Raw genomic sequence first — 23,796 nt, forward strand, 5'->3', positions numbered from 1 at the left:
CCTGTCCATCGCGCTCAAGTAAAAAGCGGGACGGCCTCGATGACAGCGACACCGAGCAGGGCGCCGAGCACCGCGCCTATCAGTTTGGGATGACACCGTTCCAGATGCACGGCGCTCAGAAGCCCCCCCAATCAGAACTACACCTAGCAGTGCAAAAACTACAACGAGATATCCGACCTCGAAGTCACTGTCAATAACCATGATGTCCTCCCTCGGCGCAAACGCTTGACGAGCGATCATTGGACTTCTACAGTAACAATATATATCATACCGTGATATATATACACGTGATAGCTATCCGGAAATTTTCACCCGATTGCCGTGCAGCTTGTTCCCGCCGCAATGGCTGGCGGCGAACGGGAACGGCACGACGCCACCGAACAGATCACACAGCACTCCAAGCTTGCGTGCTTGCGCAAGCGTCAGTGTGTCGTCGGGGACCAGGTAACGATGCGCGGGATATGCAACCCTCGCATTGAACTCGCCCGCAAGCCACGTCCCCTTGAGTTCGGCGATCTGCCTGGCGAGCTCCCGGAGCGTGTCGATCTCGTGACCGGTTTGAGCCGCCTTGTGTCCTCCAGGATATACGAGCGTCAACGCGCCGATGGAAGGCTTCCCGGCTCGCTCAAGAACGACCTCGTGCATCACGAGCGTTTCGCCACGCGTCAGCAAGCCCGCGACGCGATCACCGAATATATTTAGATCTTTCACTACCGGCAGCGCAAACAGGCTCGCCTCGACTACCTGTCTCCTGCCGCCTTCACGCAGAAGTTCTTCAAAAATCGGCTCGCTGCTTAACCCGTTGGCTTCCACTATTGACGACCGACCTCGCTCGCCCCCTCTTGCATACGATGTCCACGGGCGACGGTGAGCAGAAGAAGGATCCTGGCTTCAGATGAACCACGCATTACCCTCCATCTCACCGGACAGTGGATGAGCTGGCCGGTAAGGTATGAAGCGAGGTCGCTACGACCCAGGACTGGGTGTTTAGCCGCCAAGCTACTTCGCGCAGATCGGAAGTTGAAACAGCCTCAAACATCAGCGTCATTTCGTCGACGTTGTGCTTCCTGCTGCAGTGAATCCTGGTCCGTCTGGCCTTCGCGGCATGGGGCCCCAGCGCCTGCCAGACAGGCAGAATTCTCAACTGGCCGGCGGCAGCTCGCACGGTCAGGCTCGCGGTGACGCCTGCTCGTTCATGTTGAGAGGTCATCGGTTTGCTCGTTGTTGCCATGAATTTTTCGTGGAAGTATAGCTCGCGAATTTGACATTTTGATAATGAGAATCATATTAAGAGAAAAGTATTAGTATTTAGATCAGGCAAATTCGGTTTAAATCGGATGTACTTGCAAAGCTATTTTTACAGTGGCTATTTAGTCTGCTCACATCGCCTGAGCACCCCGCGGTACCGACTGAGAATACGTTTCAAACATATGCGCGTCGGGGCTCGATACGTCGGACAAAGCGCCTCTATCAACATACAAGCTTCATATATTATTTTCATCCAGCCTCGCCCTCCGTTCGGACTTAACATTTGGGTCCGGCTTTGAAAAACCGAATTCGCAATGCCGGCTATAAGAACTGGAATAAATGCGGAATATCGACAGCGAGAATGGTGCGTCACCGGTCATTGATGCGTCAGCACGACTGATAATCCAGATAACGGAGAGACATGCATGCTAAGCCCTCACGAATTCGCCACGCTAATGCTGGTCAAGGCAGCACCTGACCAGATCGACCTGAACCGCGAAGAACTGGACACCCTGCTGGAACAGCAACTGGTCGCGCTGGAACGACTCGCGTCCGGAGATCAGCGCCCCCGCCTCACCCGCGACGGCGATTCAGTGCTTCGGGCCGTTGCCCGAAAACGCTAGGTAGCAGCCGTCGGCGAGTCCGATCCCGCGCACTGGCGCAACACCGTGACGTCGCGTCTACAGCTGCGCACACTCGGTGGCGTTCGACATCGGATATATCGGTCGCCCGATTCAACGTTGACCTGCGGACTATCTGCGTGTGCCCCGAGCCACGCACTTCACCGGCTTCACGCGATCCCGCCGTTTCCCGTTGTGACCCGTCCAGGGCGGCACAACGTTCGCGCGGATCGTCCTTACAGGAGTTTTCATCATGCTGACCCCGGAACAGGTAGCAGCAACGCGGAAGGCCAACCTCGACATCCTGTTCGGCCTGGGCAACCAGGTCGTCGAAAGCGTTGAGAAACTGGCTGAACTGAACATGCAGGTGACCCGCTCGACGCTGGCGGATTCGTTTGATCTGGCGCAGAAGGCACTATCCGTGAAGGAACCGCAGGACTGGCTCGCGCTGAAGGACAGCCTCGCCGCGCCGACGGCAGAAAAGGTGCAAAGCTACAACCGGCAACTGTTCGACATCATGTTGTCGACCCAGACCGAATTCGCGAAAGTCGCGCAGACGCAATGCGAAGCGTACGTCCGCCAGATGCAGTCGGTAGTGGAGGATGTCGCCAAAAACGCGCCGGCTGGCTCGGAGGCGGCCGTCGCCGCGCTGGACTCCGCGATCAAGGCGGCCCAAACGCTGGTCGAAACCGTACAGAAAACCGGCCAACAAGCGGTCGAAGTCGCCAGAAGCAACCTTGACATGGCCGCGGCGGCCGCATCAAGGAACACCAAGTGTGCGAGCGAACCGGTATCACAGGCCGCAAAGCGATAGCCACCTGGGAATCCGGAGGGATGCTCTATGTCAAGGATTCCTTTATATTTTGCCACTACCGTCATGGCAAGCTGACCGGGCGGAGCGATCTGATCGTCATCCGACTCATCGAGAGGCCGTCAAGCGGTCCGTGTCAGGCGTTAGCCGCTGAACCGCACTCGACAGCACGCGCGCATCGACGACCAGAGCAGGTCATTGCACATTGCAGGAGGTAAGGATGGATGAAGCCTGGCTAAGCACCGCCATAGGTTCGGCCGTCCTGCTGTTCGCGGTCATCTTTGTGTTCGGCCACTATCGACGCGAACATCGGCGGACGCAGTTGCTGCGGCAACTGGAATCTGTTGTCTGGCGTCAGCACATGAATTGATATTACGCATGACGTGCCTGGACCCGACGGACGCTGCATGAGGGGCGCGCACCATCTACAGGTCCGACTTCCCGCACGTGCTGCACGACCAAGAACGTCGTGCGGAAAGGACTGGCAGGCAGAACAACAAGCAAGGGGCTAAGAACACATGAACCACGCTGATCAGGCCGCACGGGACCTGGTGCACATCCGCTCCATGATCCTGCAACTCGAGCATCTGCTTCACGACGACGATACCGGGGAGGCGAGTCCCGTCACGTCGCCGGATTACTGGCGTTCGCGGATCACTGTGCTCCTGGCGACGAACCTGCCGCCTGCGCTTGAGACGAAGGCCCGCGTCCTGCTTGCCCGTCTGGACACGCTCAGCGCGGCGTCGCACAGCCGCACGCAGCAACATCCACATTAGATATCGAAATACAGATCGACGTGCCTCGGAGCAGGGTAGCGAAGGTACGGGCCGGGCCCGCCCCGACGTCACTGGCGCATTCGATTCCAAGTGGCGTGAGTATTGAGTCGCACTGCCGTGGCCAACCGGATCAGCTCGCTCTCATCGTCGGGGAAGGCGAACAGCTGGAAACGTTGTGCAGGCGTCAGCACCTCCTCGCGGCGAGGCATGGCTTTCCCCGGGCACGGTAACGCAGTAGCATGGCATTTAACTAATGTTTATGGCCATGCCTACACGGTGGCCGCTCAGATGCGCGCCCATGCGCCTGCCAGGCCGTCGATTTTCCAGGGTTTTTGGCCATGGAGGAAACCTCATCGATCCGTGATCGAACTGCATGGCGGGGAGATTTCGGCGACGAGTGCAGGCCAGGGCAAAGGCAGCAGGTTTACCGTGCGACTGCCGGTTGTCCCGGCGCCCGTAGCCGATGCGCCTGGGCCCGCCGCTGTCATAGCAAACCGCGTCAGCCAGCCGTTGCGAATATTGATCGTCGACGACAACCGGGACAACGCTGACTCGCTCGCCGTCATCCTGCGCATACATGAACACGAGGTCAGGACGGCTGAGGGTGGTCCCAGCGGATTGCAGGCGGCGACCGCATGGCCGCCCGATGTGATGGTACTGGACAATCGGCCTACCCGGAATGACCGGATACGACGTGGCCCACGAACTCAGAGCGTCGCCGCAAACCCGCGGCTCAGTATTGATCGCCCTGTCGGGTTTCGGCAGTGACGCGGACGTTGCCCGCTCGACAGAGGCCGGCTTCAGACAGCATCTGGTCAAGCCGGTGGATCCCGACCTGCTCATCGAACTGTTGCGCGACGTTGGCGTTTCCCGATAACCGTGCGACAACGTGACTAACAGAGGCACTGCAATGAATGCTATGACCGTTGAAGAAAGGATCCGTGCGCGCGCGTACGAACTCTGGCAACAGGACGGCGCTCTTGAAGGATGCGCAGACGAGTACTGGCACATGGCCCGTGTGCTCGTGGAAAAAGAGACGGCAATTCCAGACGCTGCGCGGAAGGTTGATCCGGAGGCCCAGGCCGAACAGTGATCGGCCCTCCGGTATCTGGCATTTGTGACCCAACGCCCATAGAGTGAAAATCTGCGTGCAACCCACGCCAGGACTGGTTTCCAAGGTCATGTACCTGCGTGAGAGCTGTCGAACAAGTGCCGATCTCTGACCGGTTCATCTACGCCCTCGGTCATTGCTGAAGCCCGCACACCCTTCGCGGGATCACGAGGGCCGGATTTCTAAGCTATGGACGGCTGTCCTGAATTTACTTTGGAGAGCGTGCAAAAGTTGGGGAGGTCGATTTCGTGAGGCATCCCTGGCTCACGGCACGATTGCACGGTCTGTGCTGTCCGCTGGCGCGCCTGCTGACACTGGCCCGATGCATTTTCCACTACCCGAGTCGGCAATCTTGAGCGCCGAGATGCGACGCGGCGAGAATTCCCCGTTCAGAACCGCTAACCTGACCTGCACCATGGGGTATTCGTCCTTCGGGTGCAAAAAATGGCGGTCGCGGGGCGCGGAGCTACCTATGGCAAGGCTTCGCAAATATGCGAGTCGCGACAGATTGGGCGATCCGCAAGTCATTGATAAGGCGGCATTTTTCGATCCTAACCGCCAGAATTTGCACCAAAAGGACGATTACCCCGATGTCGGGACCACATCGGCACGTGTCTGTCCGCTGTTTCGTGGCGTGGGTCGGGAGCTGGATTCGGCAATGCGATCCAGAAGTCTTGAACGCGGTGTTGGCCGTTGTGGCCGGGATGCGCCGTGAGCCGGGCTTTCCAGGTTACTTCATTGACTTCATGCGGGCAGCTAGCTGTTTCGCCCGGATTTCTTCCTATCACATGACACTTCGATGAAAGTTGTGCACAGAAAAAGTGGATGAAGCTGTGGACAACTTGTAGTGGAAGGCCTGTAAGGGTTTGATTGCAGGCGGGTTTGTTGCATTGCGCTATGAAATGGCGTGTGGCCTGAACGAGGCCAGAAACCAACGATCTGTTCGGAAAGGTGATAAAAACAACTGTCAAGCAAAACAGGGCCGCGGATCGGCTGTCCAACTGCCCCGTGCTGACTATCGACGATCTCCGCAGGCCTTGGCAGCCATCTGGGCATAGATATCGTTGTTGACTCCCTGAAGAGACCGCAGCAGGCAGGCGTAGTAGCCTTTCTCGGCATCGCTCATCATTGACGACTGCCGGTAAAGCTTCAGACACGCATTCTGCATGATCTGAAACACGAGCATACTGCCGGTGCTTCGCGCCGATTGTGCGACACACTGGCGAAACGCATTGTCGTTGTCCTGTCCGTCAAATTCATCCGCCCGTGCCGAGCTGCTGACGCACGTAGCCAGCACGAGCGCGATGCACAGACTTCGCATGATTTCTCCCAATGCCGTCAACTCGCTGAGCGATGGCCAACCACAGATGGCGAATTTTGACCGGCGACAGATCGGCAGGGTACGTTTTCCACAATCTGGTTAAGCTAGCAGCAAGCTTCGCTCGTCTATGTCGTCATGGGCTGGTGGTTTCTTTCTTCACTTTGGTTGATCCCGGTAGAAGCGACCATGTAGGCGGAACGTGTCGGACACTGCACGGTATCCGACGACAACAAAGGCCCCGTCGATCCAATCTCTGCTCCTTGTTGCGTCGGCGGTATTTTCGCTGTGCTGCCGCCGCGACGCCGACGAAGACTTGCATACAAGCACGAAAAGGATCACCCCATCCTATGCGAGGAAAAAGGTTGCGCAATGCACGAAGGATATCGCGTCAAGGCGACAGCACCTGTCCTTGCCGCACATAGGTACCCCATCATCCAGCGCTTTTACCAGAGGCCGTTCGAGGTTCATCCCGAACTCGAGAACGTGTTCAACGTTGTACCCGACAGATCGCGGCGTCTAGGCCCTGTTCTGGAGCGTATGTGCGCTACGTGTGAAATGCCGCATCAGCGCCGTCTCGATGTGGGCGTCGTAGCCGAGTGCCACAATGGCCTTCTTCATGCAAGTCAACCAGGCTTCAACTTCCGCTGGCCCAATCTCGATATGCTCGTGCATGTATTGCAGGCTCGCGTGCCCCATTCGCTCGACATAGTACTGCGGGCCGCCGAAGTAGCCCGACAGGAACTCGAACTGGGCCTGGCGCACGTGCCCAAGCCCGAATCCCTTTAAATGCAGCGCATGAATGCTCGCACCGTCGGGCTCGGTTTCGATGATGTCGTAGAACGTTTCGACGAGGCGCGCAACCGCCGCTTCGCCGCCGATCATCTGGTGCACCGATTGGCGTTTTGTCTCCACGATGTCCTCAGGTTTAGTGGGTTCCTGCGGTGCCCTGCATGATGACCGTCCCGCGCTCGCCGACGCGACGTTGAGCATCCTCGGCCTCGCGCAACATACTCACTTCGGCCGCCGACGTGCGCGTGCTCACTGGCGCCGACGATTCGCCGGCGGAGAGCGCCATTTTCTCCGGATCGCCAACGGTGCTGCGCGACGGCGAATCGGCGCTGAAACAGTAGATCAGCGGACAGCGCGTCGTTCGGGTCGACGTGTGTGCGTCCATGATAGGCGAACACGCATCGCGCCAGCCTCTCCCTGAAGAGGTAGGCGGGAATACCCCGGGCGGCTCGGTGAAAGGGTCGTCACGGCCGGCGCAGACGTGCAATATGGTGCGTACCGGCATGTGATCACCAACCGTGCGCATTTGCTTGAGACCCGCTTGCGTGCGGGACAGGCAGACGTCGACGCGGTGGTGTCCGATAAGCGCGGCGGGCCGAACTTCCCGACTGCAAAACAGGTTGGATACAGGTCGCCGATAGGACTGTTGTTCGACAGGCCGTGCGTGGTGCCGATCCTGCAGCAAGAACGCGCAAGGCATCCGTCGTCGATCGTCGACCCGAAACGGGGTGATTTCTCGCGCGCCGGGCCCAGGCCACCCCGATGCGCTTTATGCGTCATGGCACGAGGGGACTGGCACGCTGCCACGGACTCACAACAGGGCCGCTTGCTGCAGAAGTTCCAGCGCTTTCAATTCGTCCAATCGACCCGTGCGTGCTTTACCTGCCAGCGTCTTGATCAATGCTTCCGCTATTGGTTCAATACCGTGAAGATTGTCCACGCTGGTCACGGTAGCGAAGGGGACCGGTACCGGGTTTCGCTGCGGTATTGCGGAGGCGGGGAGCGACTCAAGGGTTGCCGGTGTGGCTGCCGGTGCCTCGTCATTACGTTCTTCAGGTGAGCGGCCGGCGAGCTCGTCGGGGAAATCATTGACATGAGCTTGCGGGCTGACGACGATCGTCTCCTGCTCTCCTGCGGCATCCGCCAAAACAGGCGAGGGGCTTTCCGAATCGCCCAGGTCGCCCGCACGTGAGCGCGTCGTGTGCGCCTTCGCTTTGGCGAGCTTCTTCCCTGGCGCGCCATCGTCTGTTGCAATCGCAAGCGGCTCGTGTTGTTGAACGGATACGCGACCGCGCGAAGCAGGGGTAAGCATGTGCGACACCGACTCTGGAATGTCGGCTTCGGAGCGCGGCGTGTCCAGCCAGCCAGGTGGCAAACCCAGTCGATCCGTGAACCGGTTTGCTTCGAGACTGTCCATGCGTTTCTTGCCATGTAGCCGATCGGCTATGTTGAATCCGCTCATCTCCATGACCACGCCAAGTCTTACTTTCGATCCATTGCGACTCGTGAGAACGTGGAGGTTAGCGCGTCGGATGTTTTCTACCTCGGCGCTGTCGCTCAATGCCAGCGGTTGCTGTTGGGGCGTTTTAGGAGACGCCCTGTCTTTCGAAGGCGAAGCTTTGAGCGGCGCATGAGGTTCAGGCTGTTCGGGCATTTCGCTTCGACTGTTCTTGACGGCTCTGGGCGACCCGCCCGCTACTTTCTTTGGCATTTGCGCTTCCTGGGACAAACTATCTTTAGGAAATGGTTGCTGGTCGACGTTCAGGGCAGAAGCCGGCTTAAGTGCTTCCGACTCCACGTCGGGTCCGTCGTCCGTTTGAATGAAGTCGAGCGGTGACTTCAGGCGTGCAATGGTCTCGGCCGCGAGCGCAGGATTGGGCTGGTCAAAAAAGCCATGCGGTAACCCAAGCGTGGTTTCCATGTGAAAGGCAGTCTCGGGCGTAAACCTCTCGCCCTTCATCAGTTCGCCCACGCGCGTTATGTTCGATTCGAGTGCTATCGCGATATTCTCTGCGCCTACCGCATCGACCAGAAACTGAAACGATCGTGTTTTGAAAATGGAGGCAGTCTGGGCGGAGTCGCGGGGAGGCGCCTTCACGTATGGTGGTCCCTGCCGGTTCGGCGGAGATTTACTTTCGTGGCGAGGATGGTGTTGGCCGTTGTCCCGGGATCCCGCATATCGCCCGCGGGCTTGACTCATAAAGTACGGCTCCATGCCATGTTGATATTCTGGGTATCCTGATTATAGAGGAGGCGAAGTTGTCATCTGATGCGTCAGTCGCTTCCCATTGATGAGAGAAACCGGTCGCGTGCCTCTCAGGATCTTCCCCCCGAGTGGCTCACTGGCGGTAGGACCTCAGCGCAGCGCTTGCAGACGGCGTTGGCAACGTTTGTCATCGCCACCGCGTCGATAGCTCTGCATGGCCTTGGTGCGGTCCGGGACAACGCTCCTGTCTTCTGCACCCCATACGCCCTCCCAGAAAAGTCCGAGACTGTGCGCTGAGGCTTTGTGTCCAAGTTCAATGGCCTGCTCATACAGCGAACGCGCACGGCTCACATCCACCTGCATACCCCGCCCAAGCCGTGCGCTGTCGGCCAGCGCGGCGGCGGCCAAGCCGCGCAGACGATCCTCTGCGGTTTCATCCTTCATCACGTCTTCAAGAATCGCGTTGTCTCTCTCAAAGTCCGCCTCCCCTCCGGTTGGTGTGACGAGGGAGATGGCCATTGCCGTTCGCCAGGCCGGATGGCGGTTCGCGCCAACGCGCTCCAGTAACCAGCGGCCCAGATAGGGTGCATGGCTTAACGTGCTGGTGAGAAGGGCGTTTGCGATTGCGGCGAGCGACTCCGGTGACAGGAATCCAGTCTTGTTTGCCGCAATGACGTGGCGGGAGAACTTTTCGACATCCAGTGTAGGGTCGGCGCGGCGCAACTGATGCCATTCGCGCTCGATTGCTCCGACCCAGCTTTCCATTTGCATGGTGAGCGATCCCGTGGTGAAGAATGCACCTGATTCTAGCTCACCTTTTGCCGATTGCAACCTGCGGATCTAGCGCGCCTTTAGTCGCAAACGAGTCTGCGCCAATGGTGCTCTGAATGCACTGGATCCGCAAAGCCTGCGATGCACCGGTTTAAGAAGTTGTTGAATGAGTGATCATGGAGGTATAGATATTTGAGTATTTATACCTCCGGATATGGCACAATCCTGGCAAAGCGGGCGACGGCGCGCAGGCTGTACGCCGCGTGGTTCGATTCATCCGTCCCGCCCGAGCGCAACACGACGTTACAGAAGGGGAGTCCGATTCACGATGGCCGATGCATTCGAACTCGTTGCGCTGGCGCTGCCCGGCGACACCGCCCCCGAGTCACTGCCCGCGACCGTCCGGCAGTTCGTTGCCGAGTGCTGGCCCGGCATGAGCCGGGGGCAACTCGTGGCCCGCGCGCGGCGCCTGGCGTTGCGCCCGTCGCTGCGAGCCTGCCGCGCGAGCGCGCCCGGCGAAATTGGACTCTTCGCGCTCACGATTACGGTCGGCACACAGATCGTGTCGCTGGTCGCGCATCTGCGCCGTGTCGCGACGCGCCGCGCATCCGCGCGCCAGCGCAAGGTGGCCGCCGCGTCGCGGCCGCCCGCGCGCGATCCGCGCCAGGCGTCGCTGTTCTGAAGGCGCGCACATGGGCCGTCCCCGCATCAAATGGAACGACGCGCAGCTACGCGCGATCATGGGCGCGCTCGCCGCGCTCGATCGGGATTTCCCGCTGGACAACACGCGTTTTCTGGACGGGCTGGTCGCGACGGTGCGTGCGATCACGGGCCGCGTCTATGGCGCGATGACGTACGGCCGGCTGCTGCGGGATGTCGCGCCGCAGTCGGGTGTCGCCCGGCGGCCGAGCACGCCAACCATCCAGGCGGCGGTGCTGCGCGCACAGGCCCTCGAGCACGGCGCGGTCGAGGCCGCAGCTGAAGCGACGGCGCTGGTCCCGGTCGCGTCACGTTTCGCGTCGACGGGTGGAAGCATGATGCGCCTTGCGGCAGCACAGGGCGGGGCAGGCGAAGAAGCCGGCTATCCCATCACCCTCAACGCCGATGCACTGCGCGGGGCGCTGGCGCCGCTGGTGCGCGAGCTGCTGCGCGAGAGCATCGCGCCTGTGCATGCGCTGCTCGTCCAACCGGGGAAGTCCGCCGTTGCTGGCGACGGGGACGGGCGCCAGCCGCAGCGGACGACGGCGGCGCTCGAGGATGCGCACGCGCGGATCCGCCAGCTGGAAAAGGAAATGGGGGAGCTACGCCGCGAACTCGGCGCCGCGCAGGCCGCGCGCGATCTCGCGGGTGAACACGTCAATGCCATGCTCGCGGACCTGCGCGAGACGATCGCGGCGTCGGGTCGGGATGCGGAGTTGCTCGCCCGGGCGGCCGGGCAGCTCGCCGGGACCGAGAACTTCCTCAAGGCGCAGAACGACACCGTACGGCTGCAGGTGTCTGCCGAAGCGGAAGCGCTGCGCACGCAGAACCGGCAGCTGCGCGAGCGGATCGACCACCTCATTGTCGACAACGACCAGTACCGGCGCGCGATCGCCAGTCGTGGGACGGAGCGTAGCTGATGTCCCAGCCATTCGTTGTTGCCGAACGGTTTACGGGAACGCTGTCGCGCGACGTGTTGCGGGAAGCAGACTGCGTGAAGGACGCGCTTCCGGCGACGGCGAGGGCTTCCGCGGTGGCGCGAAACAGGCGGGCGGTCCGGCCAACGGAGGTCAGCTGGCCGCGCTGTGCTCAGAACCCGACACCGACGCCGACGCCCACCCCACCGCCGAGGCTGCCGCCTCCCACTACCACGCCGATGGTGGGGCCCGGCGCGTAATAGCCTGGGCCGTACGCGGGATCGCTGTATCCGTACGGCGGAGCAGCCACGCATCCCGAGACGGCAGCCGCTAGTGCCAAGATGCCGAAAAGTCTGAGCATGATCGTCTCCCGTGCGCGAATTGCGCACCAAGACCTGATCCTGTTTCCGGACGGATCAGTCGGGCTTCCAGCGTACACCTCACGAACGCGGTGTTCGCGGCACTGATCGTCGGCGCGATCATAGCGATCGTTTCGGGCCACGCGGGCTTCAGGCATCAACCGCCGTTCGAGGAAGCCGCAGGCGTTTCGACCGACAACGTTCCGCTGCGCCGCGATCCGACTCGCGCGACGCTCTCGGGCCGCGCCGTTCGCTGATCGCAGGAGCGCGGCTAGAGGCCGAGCGGATCCCGTGGAGAGCATCATGGCATTGCGCGCAATTACTCACGTTACCTGTCCGTGCGGACACTGCGGCTCGATAGTCGAAAGCCGGTACGACGATTCCCGTTCGCATTGGTATCTCGCGACACTGCGGGATCTGTCGCACAACGGGCTCTATGACGGCCTCGATTCTCTCTTTTCGGAAAACACGCCGTCGTGTCCGGCGTGTGGGCAATCGTTGGGACCGGAATACGTCACGCGGCGCGAATATCGTGCCTTCAAGGACGCGCGTGAAGGGCACGAGAGCGCGCGTCGGACTTGAAGTTGACGTGGCTGCGGGCACTTCCCGGTTGAAAAGGAAGTTGTCGCTCTTGCGGTACAGCGATTGCGCTTACATGGGAGCCACAAACTTTCGAGGAGTGAACCATGACGCATACGCCTGTTGAGCAACGCGCGCCGGACGAAAAACCCGACGACGCTATTGACCAGACAATCGAAGACACCTTTCCTGCAAGCGATGCACCGGCGACGGGTGGAGCGACGCGGATCGAGGATGAGGAAGACAGTGACCCGTCCGGCATCGATCCGGACGAGGACGTCCCCGAAGAAGACACTCCCGGTGAGCCGTCACCTGGCGATGTTCCACCCGACGAGGTTGCACCTCAAGGGAAGAAGTAACGCAGTGCGCGGCCACACGAGATGCGGTCGCGCCAATCTCATCAAGCGCCGATTTTCTGGAATGCTGATCTTTCTTACCTGTAGCATCTACACGAGACGTCATGCCCACTTCTTTCAGGAAAGCCGGTTTATCTCGGGCTACGGCCGGAGCGGTCGCAGCCACGGCGGTCGCCGGTGCAGCCACCGCGCTGTGGGTTTTGCATCGGGCAAGGAAAGCCGAACGCGATAATCCCCCAATAGGCCGCTTTATCGAAGTGGACGGTATTCGACTCCACCTCATCGACAAAGGGAAAGGACCAGCCGTCGTGTTGCTGCACGGGAACACCGTCCAGTTACAGGATTTTGTCGGCTGCGGTTTGATTGACCGGTTAGCCGAACATCACCGGGTGATCGCATTCGACCGCCCGGGATTCGGACACAGCGAGCGTCCGCGAGATCGCCTCTGGACCGCGCAAGCCCAAGCCGCGGTCATTCGGCGGGCACTCGTGCAAATCGATGTGAAGCAGCCTGTCGTGGTCGGGCATTCGTGGGGCACTTTGGTCGCACTCGGCCTGGCAACAGAATTTCCGACGGATGTGAGGGGCCTCGTGCTGATTTCAGGCTATTACTATCCGTCGGCCCGCATGGATGTGGCGCTGGCGACACCGGCGGCGCTTCCGCTATTAGGCGACGCGTTGCGCTACACGGTTTCGCCGCTAACCGGTCGCGTCATGCTACGGCGCAGCGTGGAGGCGATGTTCGCGCCCGCGCCGATGCCCGACAGGTTTTTCGATGTCGTGCCCCGTGAAATGTTGTTGCGTCCCGTGCAGATCCGGGCAGCGGCAGAGGACGCCGCGTTCATGATCCCGTCCGCAGCACATTTTTGCACTCACTACGCCACGCTAAAAATGCCAGTGAGTCTCTTCGCCGGCGACGGCGACAAGGTCGTCGCCCCCGAAGCGCAGTCCGTCCGGCTGCATCGGGATCTGCCACACAGCGACCTGACTGTGATGCCCGGAGCGGGGCATATGGTCCACTACGCGCTGGCTAATGAAATCAGCAACACGATTGATCGTATGAGCGTCGATCCGGATACGAAAAAGATCGAATCTCACATGTCCGTAGACGACGTTCCCCTGACGGTTGCTGATTGAGCAGTTCTGTCTCGCTGCCTGGATTCATGCTGGATCACTCGCATCACGCTGCACTCATCCCGGGTGCAGTTCCGAAATTCAATCAAGGAACAGTCATGCCTACGAAGACCCTCAAGGATTTGTTTATCCACTCGCTATCGGATATCTATAGCGCCGAAAAACAGATGACGAAGTCTCTGCCCAAGATGGCACGCGCGTCGAACAACCCGGATCTCAGAGCCGCATTCGAGAAACACCTGGAAGAGACTCAGGGGCAGGTTCAACGGATCGACCAGATTGTCGAGACGAGTGGAATCAAGCTCAAGCGCGTCAAGTGCGTCGCAATGGAAGGTCTTGTCGAGGAAGGGCAGGAGGAAATCGACGAGATCGAGAAGGGCCCTGTCCTCGATACGGCGCTTATCGCCGCCGCTCAAAAGGCCGAGCACTATGAAATCGCCTCCTACGGTTCGCTGATCGCAATGGCCAAACAGCTGGGAGAAGCAGAGACGGTGAAACTACTGGCTGAAACGTTGAAGGAAGAGAAGGCGACGGACGAGGCGCTTTCGTTGCTGGCAGAAGAGAAGTTGGCAGCAGAAGCAATGGGCAAGTAACGGGTCGATGCGGTTAGCCCTACCTCTAACAGGTATCGAACGACGCTTATCCCAACACGGAGTATCAAATGTTCTTTTATTCGCCACAGCAGATTGCGGATCTTCATAAAGCCAATTACCAGTCATTCGTCAATCTGACTGGAAAATACATGAACGGACTTCAGGAACTCGCGGAACTGAATGTTCAAACGATCAGGACAATCATTGAGGAGAGCAATAATTTCCCGAAGGACGACGTCACCGAAAACGTCGACAATCTTCCGGAATGGCAATCCAGCATGCTGACCCAGCTTCCCGGAAAGGCGGCTTCCTATAATCGCCATTTACACACGATCATTCTGTCGACGGGTGCCGAAGTCGCGCGAGAGGTCCGACGCCAGTACGAAAGTCGTGGTGGCCAGGTCAACGCGATGTTCATCGAGGCGATAGAAAAAGCGAACGCGGCGTCGACAAGAACGGCTGAAACGCTGGAGAACACTATTGCAAAGGCAGCGCAGGACGCGCTCAGCACCACGGTTAAAGACGCAGTGGAAAGCGCTTCATCGGATGGCGTTTCGCAAACAGCGAAGGCGACGGGCGACTTCAAGGCCGGGGGCGAAGCGATGCTGCCCCAGCCCAATAAATCCGGCAACAAGCGCTAAGCGACAGATCTTTCCCGTGCAGGATCTGGATGCAAGCAAACAAGACCCGCTGAAGGCGGGTCTATTTTGCAAGCATGCGATGCGCGACCGTTAACCGACAAGAGCATCATGAATAATTCCAACCCGTTTCTATTCGCACAGGACCTGACGTTCGCGCTTTTTATACGAGGACCTGTGGAAGCGACTACAAGTTTTTTTTGCGGAATCATCCCAGAGTACGCTTCGGCCGATCCGGAGCCGTCTCACTGTGATGAGCAATGCGCAGATTCGCCGACGAGGCCATCGCTACCGAGAGCGCCGGCTGAGTCCGTCTGGCTGCATAAGACGTTTCGGGGAAAGGCGGGAGCGCGAAACTACAAAGTTTATGTTCCGACTTCGTACGGTCGCGAACCACTCCCGATGATCGTCATGCTCCATGGGGCCAACCAGGATCCTGACGATTTCGCCACCGGGACAAGGATGAATATTCTGGCCGAGGAGGCGCGATACATCGTCGTTTATCCGGAACAACCGCAAAGCGCCAATGCCGCGAGATGCTGGAACTGGTTTCGTCCAGGCGACCAGGTTCGCGAGTCGGGCGAAGCGGCGCTCATTGCCGAGCTCACTCGCGAGGTGATGTCCACGTATAACGCGGATTCCACCCGCATCTACGTGGCCGGCATGTCGGCTGGGGGCGCAATGGCAGTCAATCTTGCCGTCACTCATGCCGATCTTTACGCGGCCGCCGGGATTCACTCCGGGATACCCTACGGAACTGCAGATGACGCATTGTCCGCCATGTCCGTGATGAATTACGGGTCGACCGATTTTCAATTTGAACTGTTGCAGAAAAAGTCGGGGCAACGCGCCTACACACCTCTGATCGCTTTTCACGGCGATCAGGACAATGTCGTGCATCCCCGCAATTGTGACGAGCTAATGCGCATGAACCGCATCTTCGCACTCTCGCAAGAAAGCACGCCGTCTCAAGTCACGACATTTGCGCCAGAGGCGGACGGGATCTATGGGCATATGCGTTGTCTTTCATGCGACGACACGGGCGAGGTGATCGGAGAGCAATGGATTATTCATGGTCTCGACCATGCGTGGTCCGGCGGCGACAGCGCGGGAAGCTACACCGACTGTAATGGACCGGATGCATCTCGCGAAATGCTTCGCTTCTTCGATTCGGTCAAGCTAAATACCGGCGAGGACCGGGAGGTCTCGGCCTGATCGAACGGTGGGCGTTGTTTCCACTTCTCAACGTATTTTGACCAAGCCTGGTTGCTCGCTACTACTTCCTGCCACTTGGACGCGGCACAACGATTGCGGTTGATAGTCGTATTGCAGGAACTCGCAGTCAAACACGAATGAGACATCCGAGGCAGCGCGCACCGAGATCGACTGCGTTGTCGTAGCGGCCATAAGATCCGGACTACGTCGTCCATGACCGCGAGGCCGGGGTAAATAATATGCAGACCGAAACTGTGGCAAATCTCCTTCTGGTCGACGATGATGCAGAAAACCTGGCGTCGCTGCAACTGGCGCTCGAAAGCGTCGGTCATCACGTAAGCATTGCTGGTGACGCATCGCGGGCGATGGAAATGCTGATGCGCGAACCGATTGAGCTCGTTGTGACAGACTATGAAATGCCCGGCATGGACGGTGCTGAATTCTGTCGTCAGGTGCGCGCGCAACCCGCGCATCGTGATCTGCCCATCGTGATGCTGTCCGCAGGTCCCGAACCCGTGTGCGTCCTGCGTTGCTGGACGCTTTTTTTCGCAAGCCTGCACCTTTCGAGCGTCTCACGGCCGCCATCGGGGCCCAGATTGCCGGGCGCACTACCCTGTAACACGGGCCAGACGATCCGATGACGTACGGAAGCCTGAAAGTAGGGGGCCGGCGCCAGTTCATTGATGAGCGACAGATGTAGACGGCTGAGGAGGCGGAATGAAGAATTGGATGCTGGCGTATCAGGTTGTAGTCTGGCTGAGCGCTGCCTTGTTTTCAATAGCGGGTTGCCTTTGAATCGTGACGCACGTGCCGCGGTAATCATGAGAGTTCATCGCTCCTGTCCCGACGCGCGCGCCACGCGCGGATGTCTCTACTTTCCAGAATCGTGGTGAATCCATGCGCAAGCCTCTGAAACCGAAAGTGCCACGCCATGCGCGCCGGCAGGACGTATTGACGGCCAAACGCAATGTGAAGATGGCCAGTTCTACGCACGCCTACCTGCGTGGCAACACGGTCAAATTCTATGACTGGTTGAAGGAAGCGGAAATTCGGGGGTTGCCTGAAGGGCCTGCCATCTGGATCTGTGGCGACTGCCACACAGGCAATCTTGGCCCGATAGCAAATTCTCAGGGAAAAATCGAAGTTCAGATTCGCGATCTCGATCAAACCGTCATCGGTAACCCCGTGCATGATCTTGTTCGCCTCGGATTGTCTTTAGCGACCGCCGCGCGCGGATCGGCACTTCCGGGCGTTACCACCATCAACATGATCGAAGCGCTCTTCGAGGGGTACTTGCAACCGTTCTCGAAAGAGACGACTTCGCGGGAGCCTGGCGAGAGACCAGAGGTGGTGCGTGTGGTGATGCGTGAGGCCGTGCGACGCACGTGGAAGCATCTTGCGCGCGAGAGACTGGACGATGTCCAGCCAACTATACCGTTCGGCAAGCGTTTCTGGCCAGTCAGTCAGAAAGAGCGAACCGAAATCGAATCGCTTTTTCAGATCCATACCCTGGCAGAACTCGCTACGGGTTTGCGCGGGCGTCCAGACACGGGCGATGTGACGGTGCTCGATGCGGCTTACTGGGTCAAGGGTTGCAGTTCGCTCGGACGACTCCGCTACGCGGTTCTTCTCGATGTGGATGGTGGCGCGATAGAGGGTGATGACCTGTGCCTGATAGATATCAAGGAAGGTGTGCAGGCAGTGGCTCCGCGTTACGCGGACGCGGTGATGCCCAGAGACAATGCGGAGCGCGTCGTTGAGGGCGCCCGCCACCTGTCGCCTCATCTCGGGGAACGTATGCGTTCGGCGACTCTCCAGGATCGACCGGTTGTGCTGCGGGAGCTATTGCCGCAGGATCTGAAGCTCGAAATCGAGCAGCTTGGACAGAAAGAAGCCATGGAGGTTGCGCGATACTTTGCCCTCGTGGTGGGCCACGCACATGCACGGCAAATGAACCGCGCTGATCGAAAGCGCTGGAGCTCCGAGTTGCGACGTACAAAATCCAAATCAATCGAAGCGCCCACGTGGCTGTGGAAAAGCGTTGTCGAACTGGTGGGCAGCCACGAGGTCGGCTACCTCGAACATTGTCGACGCTACGCGCTGGATGCTAACTGATTTGACGCAGACCGGAGTGCGTACTGTGCAGAAGTCTGACTGGATAAGTCGTATGACACATACGGATCGCATGAGGGCATGTCGGATCGCTGTTTTTCCGCCACTGCCCTCCCGGGAACAACGGTTGCGCTGCGAACATCGACGGCGCTCTTTCGCGAAAAGTGTGTTCTGGTCAGGGCCATCCTCTGTCCGCCTTATCCTCTTCGGCTGAAAACTTTCGGGAGAGCGAGCAGAATAACCGCGCCGATCAGCGCCGTAATAAGCGAGGCGACGGTGCCGCTTCCAAGATGCAGGCCGAGAGCGCCGCCGAGCCATCTCCCTATTAAGGCTCCGACAATTCTGACGATGACATCGAGGGCGATGCCAAAGCCGCCGCCGTCCACGATACGACCTGGTACAGCGGCAGCAATGCCTCATCTACAAATTGAAGCCGCGTTACCGGGCGATCAGCATACCGATGACGACTCCGCCGATGAGCGCCATTGCGACGGATTTCCACGGGCTCTCATGAACAAAATCGTCGGTCGTTTCGGAAACAACGCGGTACTTCGTTTGGACGAGATCCTGCGCACTCGCAATTTTGTCCTTCACATCTGATATCGCCTTGGAAACGTTTCCTCGCTCTGTGTCGCTACCGTCCGACTTCACCGCAGCGTTGCTGTTCTGTTGAAACGAACCGGCGGAGCCGGGGGACGTAGATTGATATGACTCGGCCATTTGAACCTCCCACTTCCGTTTGATTGGTTCCTTGAACGAGCAAGTGACATGCCTCGCGAACGTCCCGAACAGGCGCAGGGGAAACGCGCAGGCGGATTCGCTCACGCCCGGCCCGGACACCTGCGAGTTGCGCTAGCATGGCTCGGACTTCTCCGTTTCCACGAAGCGAATCTCGTGTCGCTAACACGAACGAACGCCTATGGCACGATCTTCATTCGAACTCACATAAGGACATTGTCTCGACAACAATCCCGGACGCGATCGTCACACGGACGGTTCTGCGGGGCGCGAAGGCAACCGCGGATCTTTATATCGGTCCACAACCACGTGGCGTTCATCGCATGGAAAGACAACGCCAGGCTTCTGACGTTGAACCGTTGAATCTGCTCGGGGACAGTTCGTCCTGATGTCGGCGATAAGCGGACGCACTCGGTTTCGCATCGCCCTAAACGCCACATATGGTCGGCGCACACTCTAATTGGTCTGCGACTGAGGCGTGCATGCCAGCCGTGCGGAAACAAGGTGCGACGCACGAACCTGGCTGTCGCGTCCGACGAGCGACTGTCGATCTGCCGACTTGTCAGTAGACAGCGAACCATCGCGCCGCCGATAGTGATAACCCTTAAGGCGGATAGAGGAGTACTCTCGCATCGTGCTTGACCAACCCGCGCGACCTGAGCGTGCGGCACGACCTGCTGCAGGAACCGGAAATCCCAGAGCGAGGTGAACTGATAGGGACCCGTGGCCAGCCGGTGAAGATCCGAGCGCCGCGAAAATGCTGGCGAGTTCGCGTCTGGAAAACGTGAAGAACGTATTGAGTCGGAATTCGCTGCGTTCGCGCGGCGCCTGTCGGATCCCGAGATAAGCCATTCGCCAGTGGTCCATTTCGAGTGCTCCGCACCGACGACGGGAGCGAGTTAGCGTACCGAGTCAAATCAGTCGCGCTGCAGTAGAAATCGGGATAGCTGTCCCAGAGAAACGACTAAGGATGACGTCGGACACGGCACTGAGCGATTCGCAGTTCATGCACGAGCTCGCGCACCGAGCGAGCCGCGGAACATCAGCCGCGAGACAGAGCGCTGGCGGAAATGTTGAAGTTTCAGGGTCGTCCTTCAGACAGGCGGACATGAACGAGGGAGCCCAACTGTAAATACGGTTTCGGCTTCGTCGGAGCGAACCTGAATCTCACCGCCGTGAGCACGCGCGATCTCGCGCGCAATGTAGAGTCCGAGACCAAGGCCGTCCTGTGAACCGGCCTGCGTTTGTGCCCCGGGACCCCGCTCAAGAGGTTCGAATATGCGGTAAAGAGCGGACGGTGGTATCGCCGGTCCCCGGTTCTTCACCTCAATCAATATCTCCCTGTCCCCTCCGGTGATAACCACCTGCACGGGGGCCGTCGGCTCCCCATATTTGATCGCATTGCCCACCAGGTTGCCAAGCATCTGCTGGATGCGACGGCCGTCCCAAAGCGCCCCGGTGTCCCCTGTCACATGAAGTTCCACCGCACGTGTTTCGTGCGCCGCCCTTAGCTGGTCCAGTTCGTCGTCGACCACGGCTGCAACATCGACAGGCGCTGGCGCCACCCGGATGCCGAGTCCGAGCTTTGTGCGGCTGAAATCCACCATGTCGTCGAGCAGCGCCTGCATTCGCGCGCCGCTCCTGATCAACCGGGCCGCAGCGGCGGAGACGTCCTCGCCATTGTTTAATTTCCCAAGATGCTGGGCGGTCATATGGATGGTCTGCAGGGGGCTGCGCATATCATGCCCGAGCATCCCGAGTAAGAGGTTGCGCGACCGCTCGACCTGGCTGCTGAAAAAGCTTACCGACTCCGTGAGCGCCTGATCAATCGCTTCGTTAAAGCGGATGATGTCGTCCAGCTCATGCGGCGCCACACCGCCATGATCCAGCCACAGCCGCAGCACGGCGGCGCGCAACGCGCGGTATTCGGCGCACAGCTGGTTGATATCGAAGCCGCGGCGGGCGCGCAGCACGGCATGGGTCTGGGCGGCCGTTTCCGGGGCGCCCTCCGGTACAGCGGCAAGACCTCTCGATTTGTCGAACTGCTCCTGTCTCGTCTGCGGCGCAGAGAGGTCCTTTGCGATCGCCTCGAGGATTTGCCGGGCATGGTCGCGCAGTTCGAAGGCCGACATGCCCTCTGCTATGGGCAGCAACGTGGAGGCAAAGCTTTCCCATTCCGCGAGAATCGCTTCCATTTCGGTCGAGATGAATTGCGCCAGTCTCATGGCTTTTCCGAAGTTGAAATACTGGTGGGGGCAGCGATTCCGCCCGAGTCATCCTACCCGATCAGAGGTAGGACCCGCAGATGCGTGCACTGGCCGATGCATCATTCGGGCCCAACAATTGCTGCGGCGTTTGGATTGTTTTCTCCCGTAGCAAGCGTGATCAAATGAACGACGCCTCTCCCCAATCCGCCGGATTCAGTTCCGCGTGGCTCCGGCTATGGGCTGAATCCACACAGGATTATTCAATCTTTGCCCTCTCGCCCGACGGCGTCATACTGACGTGGAACCCGGGCGGCGAACGCATCCAAGGCTATCAGTCCGAGGAAATTATAGGGCAGTCGTTCTCCCTCTTCTATCCGGACACGGACCGCGCCTCGGGCGCACCCAGGGCCGCGCTTCGGGCGGCGGCCGACTCAGGACGTCATGTCGCCGAAGGCTGGCGTGTACGCAAGGACGGCACAACGTTCTGGGCAAGTGTTGTGATGACCGCGCTGCGCGACGGGACGGGCCAGCTTATCGGCTTCGGGAAGGTGGTTCAGGACGTCAGTGACAAGAAGGCTGCTCACGACGCGGTGCTCCAGAGCGAACGGAGTTTCCGCCTCCTCGTTCAGGGGGTGACCGACTACGCGATCTTCATGCTGTCACCCTCCGGGCACATCACAAGCTGGAACGCCGGGGCGCGGCGGATCAAGGGGTATGCCGAAAGCGAAATTATCGGGTCGCATTTTTCCCGGTTTTACACGCCGGAAGATGTGGCGGCGGGCGTCCCTTTCCGGGGGCTCGAGACAGCAAGACGTGAGGGGCGTTTCGAGGCGGAGGGCTGGCGTGTGCGGCGGGACGGCAGTCGTTTCTGGGCGCATGTCGTCATCGACGCCATCCACGAAGACGGCGAGCTGGCCGGATTTGCAAAAGTCACACGGGATATCACCGAGCGCCGGCGCGCAGGCGAGCTGCTTGAGCAGACGCAAAGGGCGCTGTTCCAGTCGCAGAAGATGGAAGCAATGGGCAAGCTCACCGGGGGCGTGGCGCACGATTTCAACAACGTTCTGCAGGTATTACGCGGAAATCTGGAGTTGCTTGAAAGCCGGCATGGCCGCGACGGCTGGAGCGCCGAGCGTCTGGGTAACGCGATCGACGCCATAGACCGCGGAGCCAAGCTTTCGTCACAACTGCTTGCCTTCGGCCGCCAGCAACCTTTGGCACCCGTCGTCATCGACCCTGCGCGCCAGCTTCGCGCCCTCGACGACCTGCTGCGACGGGCACTGGGTGAGGCCGTCGAGATTGAATCCGTGGTTGCGGGCGGCCTGTGGAACACCATTGTCGATCCGCATCAGCTGGAAAATGTGATCCTGAATCTGGCGATCAATGCGCGCGACGCAATGCCCGACGGCGGCAAGCTCACTCTCGAACTGGCCAATTCAACGCTTGATGACGAATATGTATCGTCACTCAACGACGTTTCCGCCGGACAGTACGTGATGCTGGCCGTCACGGACACCGGAACCGGGATGACCCCGGATGTGGTGGAACGTGCTTTTGATCCGTTCTTCAGCACGAAACCGGAGGGCCGGGGCACCGGGCTTGGCCTGAGCATGGCCTATGGCTTCGTCAAGCAGAGTGGCGGCCACATCCGGCTCTATAGCGAAGTAGGCGAGGGGACAACCGTCAGGATCTATCTGCCCCGTTCCACCGGCACCGCGGTGGAAACCGGGGCGCGCGCAGGCGGCGGGCTGAAGCACGGCAACGAGACGATTCTGGTCGTGGAAGACGATTTAAAGGTTCAGTCGACCGTTGTCGAACTTCTCACCGGACTCGGGTATGCGGTGCTCAAGGCCAACGACGCGGAGCAGGCGCTGGCCGTCGTTGCGAGCGGCGTGCATATCGATCTGCTGTTTACGGATGTGGTAATGCCTGGAGCGTTGCGCAGTCCGGAGATGGCTCGAAGAGCAGTCAAGATATTGCCCGGACTGAAGGTACTTTATACGTCGGGCTATACACAGAACGCGATCGTGCACGGTGGCCGGCTGGATCCCGGTGTGGAACTGCTGAGCAAGCCATACAGTCGTCAGCAGCTTGCCTTCAAGGTGCGGCAGGTGCTGGGAAACCGAGACGCCGAAGGGTTCCAACCGGCGGGGCGCGGTGCGCACAATGGTGATGGGGCCGAGCAAACCTGGCGCCCTGAGGGCTTGCGCGTACTCGTCGTTGAAGACGACGTCGCATCATTGGACGCAGCGTGCGAACTCCTGATGCTGATGGGTATACGCCCTGAACGCGCCGCGAACGCAGCGGCGGCTCTGAACGCGCTCGACGCAGACGACTTCGACATTCTGTTCACAGACGTCGTCATGCCCGAGATGTCAGGCATTGAACTGGCGCGGCGCGCGATTGCTATTCGTCCAGAGCTCGGGATTATCTTCGCTTCGGGAAACGCAATCCCGGATCACGAGAAGTTGGAGTGCAGCTGGTCGGCGCTGCGCAAGCCCTATACCCTTGATCAATTACGTGTCGCGGTGCAGTCGGTCAACCGCCCGCAGGCGGAGAGGGATGCCGACCATGGGTAGTCAGACGCGAGTACACGT

Annotated in this window: 27 protein-coding genes and 3 pseudogenes; 19 read left to right on the forward strand and 11 right to left on the reverse strand. The window is 59.6% G+C overall.

The genetic code is table 11. The features are described from left to right. Positions 1-14: 14 nt before the first annotated feature. Positions 15-201 (reverse strand): annotated as a pseudogene (locus C2L64_RS55565) (hypothetical protein). 144 nt (positions 202-345) lie between these two features. After that, positions 346-597: pseudogene (locus C2L64_RS50085) on the reverse strand (DUF3182 family protein); the annotation flags it as partial. Between C2L64_RS50085 and C2L64_RS55570 the strand changes: the two are divergent. After that, positions 596-798, forward strand: a pseudogene (locus tag C2L64_RS55570) (IS3 family transposase); the annotation flags it as partial. The pseudogenes C2L64_RS50085 and C2L64_RS55570 sit on opposite strands and share 2 nt — an antisense overlap. 121 nt (positions 799-919) lie before the next feature. Here C2L64_RS55570 and C2L64_RS53895 read toward each other — a convergent pair. Beyond that, complete coding sequence (locus C2L64_RS53895) at positions 920-1,231, reverse strand: hypothetical protein (RefSeq protein ID WP_143055814.1); 312 nt, start codon at positions 1,229-1,231, stop codon at positions 920-922. A 442-nt stretch (positions 1,232-1,673) separates the two neighbouring features. Here C2L64_RS53895 and C2L64_RS50090 point away from each other — a divergent pair, with 442 nt between their 5' ends. From C2L64_RS50090 to C2L64_RS50110, 6 genes are all read left to right on the forward strand, one after another. Beyond that, entirely contained in the window at positions 1,674-1,871 is a 198-nt protein-coding gene (locus tag C2L64_RS50090) for a hypothetical protein (RefSeq protein WP_086919307.1), read from the forward strand. Positions 1,872-2,121: 250 nt separating this feature from the next. Beyond that, positions 2,122-2,682 (forward strand): TIGR01841 family phasin, encoded by a 561-nt coding sequence (phaP, locus tag C2L64_RS50095; RefSeq protein ID WP_103154414.1) that lies wholly within the window; start codon positions 2,122-2,124, stop codon positions 2,680-2,682. Positions 2,683-2,899: 217 nt separating this feature from the next. Then, positions 2,900-3,049, forward strand: a complete 150-nt coding sequence (locus tag C2L64_RS54450) for a hypothetical protein (protein ID WP_165904604.1) — start codon at positions 2,900-2,902, stop codon at positions 3,047-3,049. Between the two features lie 148 nt (positions 3,050-3,197). Then, entirely contained in the window at positions 3,198-3,455 is a 258-nt protein-coding gene (locus C2L64_RS50100) for a hypothetical protein (RefSeq protein ID WP_086919309.1), read from the forward strand. Positions 3,456-4,149: 694 nt separating this feature from the next. Beyond that, positions 4,150-4,332, forward strand: a complete 183-nt coding sequence (locus C2L64_RS50105; RefSeq protein ID WP_158660669.1) for a response regulator — start codon at positions 4,150-4,152, stop codon at positions 4,330-4,332. A gap of 33 nt (positions 4,333-4,365) precedes the next feature. After that, on the forward strand, positions 4,366-4,548 hold the full coding sequence (locus C2L64_RS50110; RefSeq protein WP_086919311.1) for a DUF2934 domain-containing protein: 183 nt from the start codon (positions 4,366-4,368) through the stop codon (positions 4,546-4,548). 1,033 nt (positions 4,549-5,581) lie between these two features. Here C2L64_RS50110 and C2L64_RS50115 read toward each other — a convergent pair. The 5 genes from C2L64_RS50115 to C2L64_RS50130 all read right to left on the reverse strand — a co-directional run bounded on the left by C2L64_RS50115 (position 5,582) and on the right by C2L64_RS50130 (position 9,653). Next, the gene (locus C2L64_RS50115; protein ID WP_086919313.1) at positions 5,582-5,887 is read right to left on the reverse strand and encodes a VF_A0006 family four-cysteine protein; all 306 of its coding nucleotides are present in this window, start codon (positions 5,885-5,887) and stop codon (positions 5,582-5,584) included. Positions 5,888-6,403: 516 nt separating this feature from the next. Next, positions 6,404-6,799, reverse strand: coding sequence for a group II truncated hemoglobin (locus tag C2L64_RS50120; RefSeq protein ID WP_207633996.1), 396 nt, complete (start codon positions 6,797-6,799; stop codon positions 6,404-6,406). A 13-nt stretch (positions 6,800-6,812) separates the two neighbouring features. Further along, positions 6,813-7,181, reverse strand: coding sequence for a hypothetical protein (locus tag C2L64_RS54455; protein ID WP_165904603.1), 369 nt, complete (start codon positions 7,179-7,181; stop codon positions 6,813-6,815). Between the two features lie 306 nt (positions 7,182-7,487). Then, positions 7,488-8,876: a hypothetical protein gene (locus C2L64_RS50125; RefSeq protein ID WP_090837081.1), complete on the reverse strand. Its 1,389-nt coding sequence runs from the start codon at positions 8,874-8,876 to the stop codon at positions 7,488-7,490. A 156-nt stretch (positions 8,877-9,032) separates the two neighbouring features. Then, positions 9,033-9,653, reverse strand: a complete 621-nt coding sequence (locus tag C2L64_RS50130) for an SEL1-like repeat protein (protein WP_090837045.1) — start codon at positions 9,651-9,653, stop codon at positions 9,033-9,035. A 328-nt stretch (positions 9,654-9,981) separates the two neighbouring features. Between C2L64_RS50130 and C2L64_RS50135 the strand changes: the two genes are divergently transcribed. From C2L64_RS50135 to C2L64_RS50180, 11 genes are all read left to right on the forward strand, one after another. Beyond that, on the forward strand, positions 9,982-10,335 hold the full coding sequence (locus C2L64_RS50135; protein ID WP_086915488.1) for a hypothetical protein: 354 nt from the start codon (positions 9,982-9,984) through the stop codon (positions 10,333-10,335). A gap of 10 nt (positions 10,336-10,345) precedes the next feature. Further along, the gene (locus C2L64_RS50140; protein WP_090837047.1) at positions 10,346-11,272 is read left to right on the forward strand and encodes a hypothetical protein; all 927 of its coding nucleotides are present in this window, start codon (positions 10,346-10,348) and stop codon (positions 11,270-11,272) included. Positions 11,273-11,720: 448 nt separating this feature from the next. Beyond that, entirely contained in the window at positions 11,721-11,885 is a 165-nt protein-coding gene (locus C2L64_RS53900; RefSeq protein ID WP_158660671.1) for a hypothetical protein, read from the forward strand. A gap of 46 nt (positions 11,886-11,931) precedes the next feature. Next, the gene (locus tag C2L64_RS53905) at positions 11,932-12,210 is read left to right on the forward strand and encodes a hypothetical protein (RefSeq protein ID WP_143055774.1); all 279 of its coding nucleotides are present in this window, start codon (positions 11,932-11,934) and stop codon (positions 12,208-12,210) included. Positions 12,211-12,314: 104 nt separating this feature from the next. Further along, positions 12,315-12,566: a hypothetical protein gene (locus C2L64_RS50150; RefSeq protein ID WP_090837052.1), complete on the forward strand. Its 252-nt coding sequence runs from the start codon at positions 12,315-12,317 to the stop codon at positions 12,564-12,566. Positions 12,567-12,667: 101 nt separating this feature from the next. After that, positions 12,668-13,699 (forward strand): alpha/beta fold hydrolase, encoded by a 1,032-nt coding sequence (locus C2L64_RS50155; protein ID WP_090837054.1) that lies wholly within the window; start codon positions 12,668-12,670, stop codon positions 13,697-13,699. A gap of 95 nt (positions 13,700-13,794) precedes the next feature. After that, the gene (locus C2L64_RS50160) at positions 13,795-14,289 is read left to right on the forward strand and encodes a YciE/YciF ferroxidase family protein (RefSeq protein WP_086917296.1); all 495 of its coding nucleotides are present in this window, start codon (positions 13,795-13,797) and stop codon (positions 14,287-14,289) included. A gap of 68 nt (positions 14,290-14,357) precedes the next feature. Then, the gene (gene phaP, locus C2L64_RS50165; RefSeq protein WP_086917297.1) at positions 14,358-14,930 is read left to right on the forward strand and encodes a TIGR01841 family phasin; all 573 of its coding nucleotides are present in this window, start codon (positions 14,358-14,360) and stop codon (positions 14,928-14,930) included. A gap of 108 nt (positions 14,931-15,038) precedes the next feature. Further along, entirely contained in the window at positions 15,039-16,142 is a 1,104-nt protein-coding gene (locus C2L64_RS50170) for an extracellular catalytic domain type 1 short-chain-length polyhydroxyalkanoate depolymerase (RefSeq protein ID WP_086917298.1), read from the forward strand. Positions 16,143-16,381: 239 nt separating this feature from the next. Beyond that, on the forward strand, positions 16,382-16,783 hold the full coding sequence (locus C2L64_RS50175) for a response regulator (protein WP_242684257.1): 402 nt from the start codon (positions 16,382-16,384) through the stop codon (positions 16,781-16,783). Between the two features lie 256 nt (positions 16,784-17,039). After that, entirely contained in the window at positions 17,040-18,257 is a 1,218-nt protein-coding gene (locus C2L64_RS50180) for a DUF2252 domain-containing protein (protein ID WP_090837056.1), read from the forward strand. A 194-nt stretch (positions 18,258-18,451) separates the two neighbouring features. Here the strand turns inward: C2L64_RS50180 and C2L64_RS50185 are convergent, their stop codons facing one another. The 3 genes from C2L64_RS50185 to C2L64_RS50195 form a co-directional block, all read right to left on the reverse strand. After that, positions 18,452-18,640 carry a GlsB/YeaQ/YmgE family stress response membrane protein gene (locus C2L64_RS50185; protein ID WP_407671990.1) on the reverse strand — a complete coding sequence of 63 codons (189 nt, stop codon included), beginning with the start codon at positions 18,638-18,640 and terminating at the stop codon, positions 18,452-18,454. 52 nt (positions 18,641-18,692) lie between these two features. Beyond that, positions 18,693-18,974 (reverse strand): DUF883 family protein, encoded by a 282-nt coding sequence (locus tag C2L64_RS50190; RefSeq protein ID WP_039899852.1) that lies wholly within the window; start codon positions 18,972-18,974, stop codon positions 18,693-18,695. Between the two features lie 1,112 nt (positions 18,975-20,086). Further along, a complete protein-coding gene (locus tag C2L64_RS50195) occupies positions 20,087-21,217 on the reverse strand; it encodes a sensor histidine kinase (RefSeq protein WP_007577977.1) in 1,131 nt (376 codons plus the stop codon). Positions 21,218-21,381: 164 nt separating this feature from the next. On the opposite strand from C2L64_RS50195, the gene C2L64_RS50200 reads away from it, so the two are divergent. Beyond that, complete coding sequence (locus C2L64_RS50200) at positions 21,382-23,778, forward strand: hybrid sensor histidine kinase/response regulator (RefSeq protein WP_086917301.1); 2,397 nt, start codon at positions 21,382-21,384, stop codon at positions 23,776-23,778. The last annotated feature ends 18 nt before the right edge of the window (positions 23,779-23,796 follow it).

The sequence above is a fragment of the Paraburkholderia hospita genome (genome assembly GCF_002902965.1).
GTDB lineage: Bacteria > Pseudomonadota > Gammaproteobacteria > Burkholderiales > Burkholderiaceae > Paraburkholderia > Paraburkholderia hospita.

Coding starts and splice junctions, on each gene's coding strand:
- C2L64_RS50135 (WP_086915488.1), top strand. CDS start 9,982: ATGGCCGATGCATTCGAACTCGTTGCGCTGGCGCTGCCCGGCGACACC.
- C2L64_RS53895 (WP_143055814.1), bottom strand. CDS start 1,231: ATGGCAACAACGAGCAAACCGATGACCTCTCAACATGAACGAGCAGGC.
- C2L64_RS50090 (WP_086919307.1), top strand. CDS start 1,674: ATGCTAAGCCCTCACGAATTCGCCACGCTAATGCTGGTCAAGGCAGCA.
- C2L64_RS50170 (WP_086917298.1), top strand. CDS start 15,039: ATGAATAATTCCAACCCGTTTCTATTCGCACAGGACCTGACGTTCGCG.
- C2L64_RS50180 (WP_090837056.1), top strand. CDS start 17,040: ATGCGCAAGCCTCTGAAACCGAAAGTGCCACGCCATGCGCGCCGGCAG.
- C2L64_RS50175 (WP_242684257.1), top strand. CDS start 16,382: ATGCAGACCGAAACTGTGGCAAATCTCCTTCTGGTCGACGATGATGCA.
- phaP (WP_103154414.1), top strand. CDS start 2,122: ATGCTGACCCCGGAACAGGTAGCAGCAACGCGGAAGGCCAACCTCGAC.
- C2L64_RS50115 (WP_086919313.1), bottom strand. CDS start 5,887: ATGCGAAGTCTGTGCATCGCGCTCGTGCTGGCTACGTGCGTCAGCAGC.
- C2L64_RS50155 (WP_090837054.1), top strand. CDS start 12,668: ATGCCCACTTCTTTCAGGAAAGCCGGTTTATCTCGGGCTACGGCCGGA.
- C2L64_RS50140 (WP_090837047.1), top strand. CDS start 10,346: ATGGGCCGTCCCCGCATCAAATGGAACGACGCGCAGCTACGCGCGATC.
- C2L64_RS54450 (WP_165904604.1), top strand. CDS start 2,900: ATGGATGAAGCCTGGCTAAGCACCGCCATAGGTTCGGCCGTCCTGCTG.
- C2L64_RS50195 (WP_007577977.1), bottom strand. CDS start 21,217: ATGAGACTGGCGCAATTCATCTCGACCGAAATGGAAGCGATTCTCGCG.
- C2L64_RS50150 (WP_090837052.1), top strand. CDS start 12,315: ATGACGCATACGCCTGTTGAGCAACGCGCGCCGGACGAAAAACCCGAC.
- C2L64_RS50110 (WP_086919311.1), top strand. CDS start 4,366: ATGAATGCTATGACCGTTGAAGAAAGGATCCGTGCGCGCGCGTACGAA.
- C2L64_RS53905 (WP_143055774.1), top strand. CDS start 11,932: ATGGCATTGCGCGCAATTACTCACGTTACCTGTCCGTGCGGACACTGC.
- C2L64_RS50100 (WP_086919309.1), top strand. CDS start 3,198: ATGAACCACGCTGATCAGGCCGCACGGGACCTGGTGCACATCCGCTCC.
- C2L64_RS50160 (WP_086917296.1), top strand. CDS start 13,795: ATGCCTACGAAGACCCTCAAGGATTTGTTTATCCACTCGCTATCGGAT.
- C2L64_RS50200 (WP_086917301.1), top strand. CDS start 21,382: ATGAACGACGCCTCTCCCCAATCCGCCGGATTCAGTTCCGCGTGGCTC.
- C2L64_RS50130 (WP_090837045.1), bottom strand. CDS start 9,653: ATGCAAATGGAAAGCTGGGTCGGAGCAATCGAGCGCGAATGGCATCAG.
- phaP (WP_086917297.1), top strand. CDS start 14,358: ATGTTCTTTTATTCGCCACAGCAGATTGCGGATCTTCATAAAGCCAAT.
- C2L64_RS50190 (WP_039899852.1), bottom strand. CDS start 18,974: ATGGCCGAGTCATATCAATCTACGTCCCCCGGCTCCGCCGGTTCGTTT.
- C2L64_RS50125 (WP_090837081.1), bottom strand. CDS start 8,876: ATGAGTCAAGCCCGCGGGCGATATGCGGGATCCCGGGACAACGGCCAA.
- C2L64_RS54455 (WP_165904603.1), bottom strand. CDS start 7,181: ATGCCGGTACGCACCATATTGCACGTCTGCGCCGGCCGTGACGACCCT.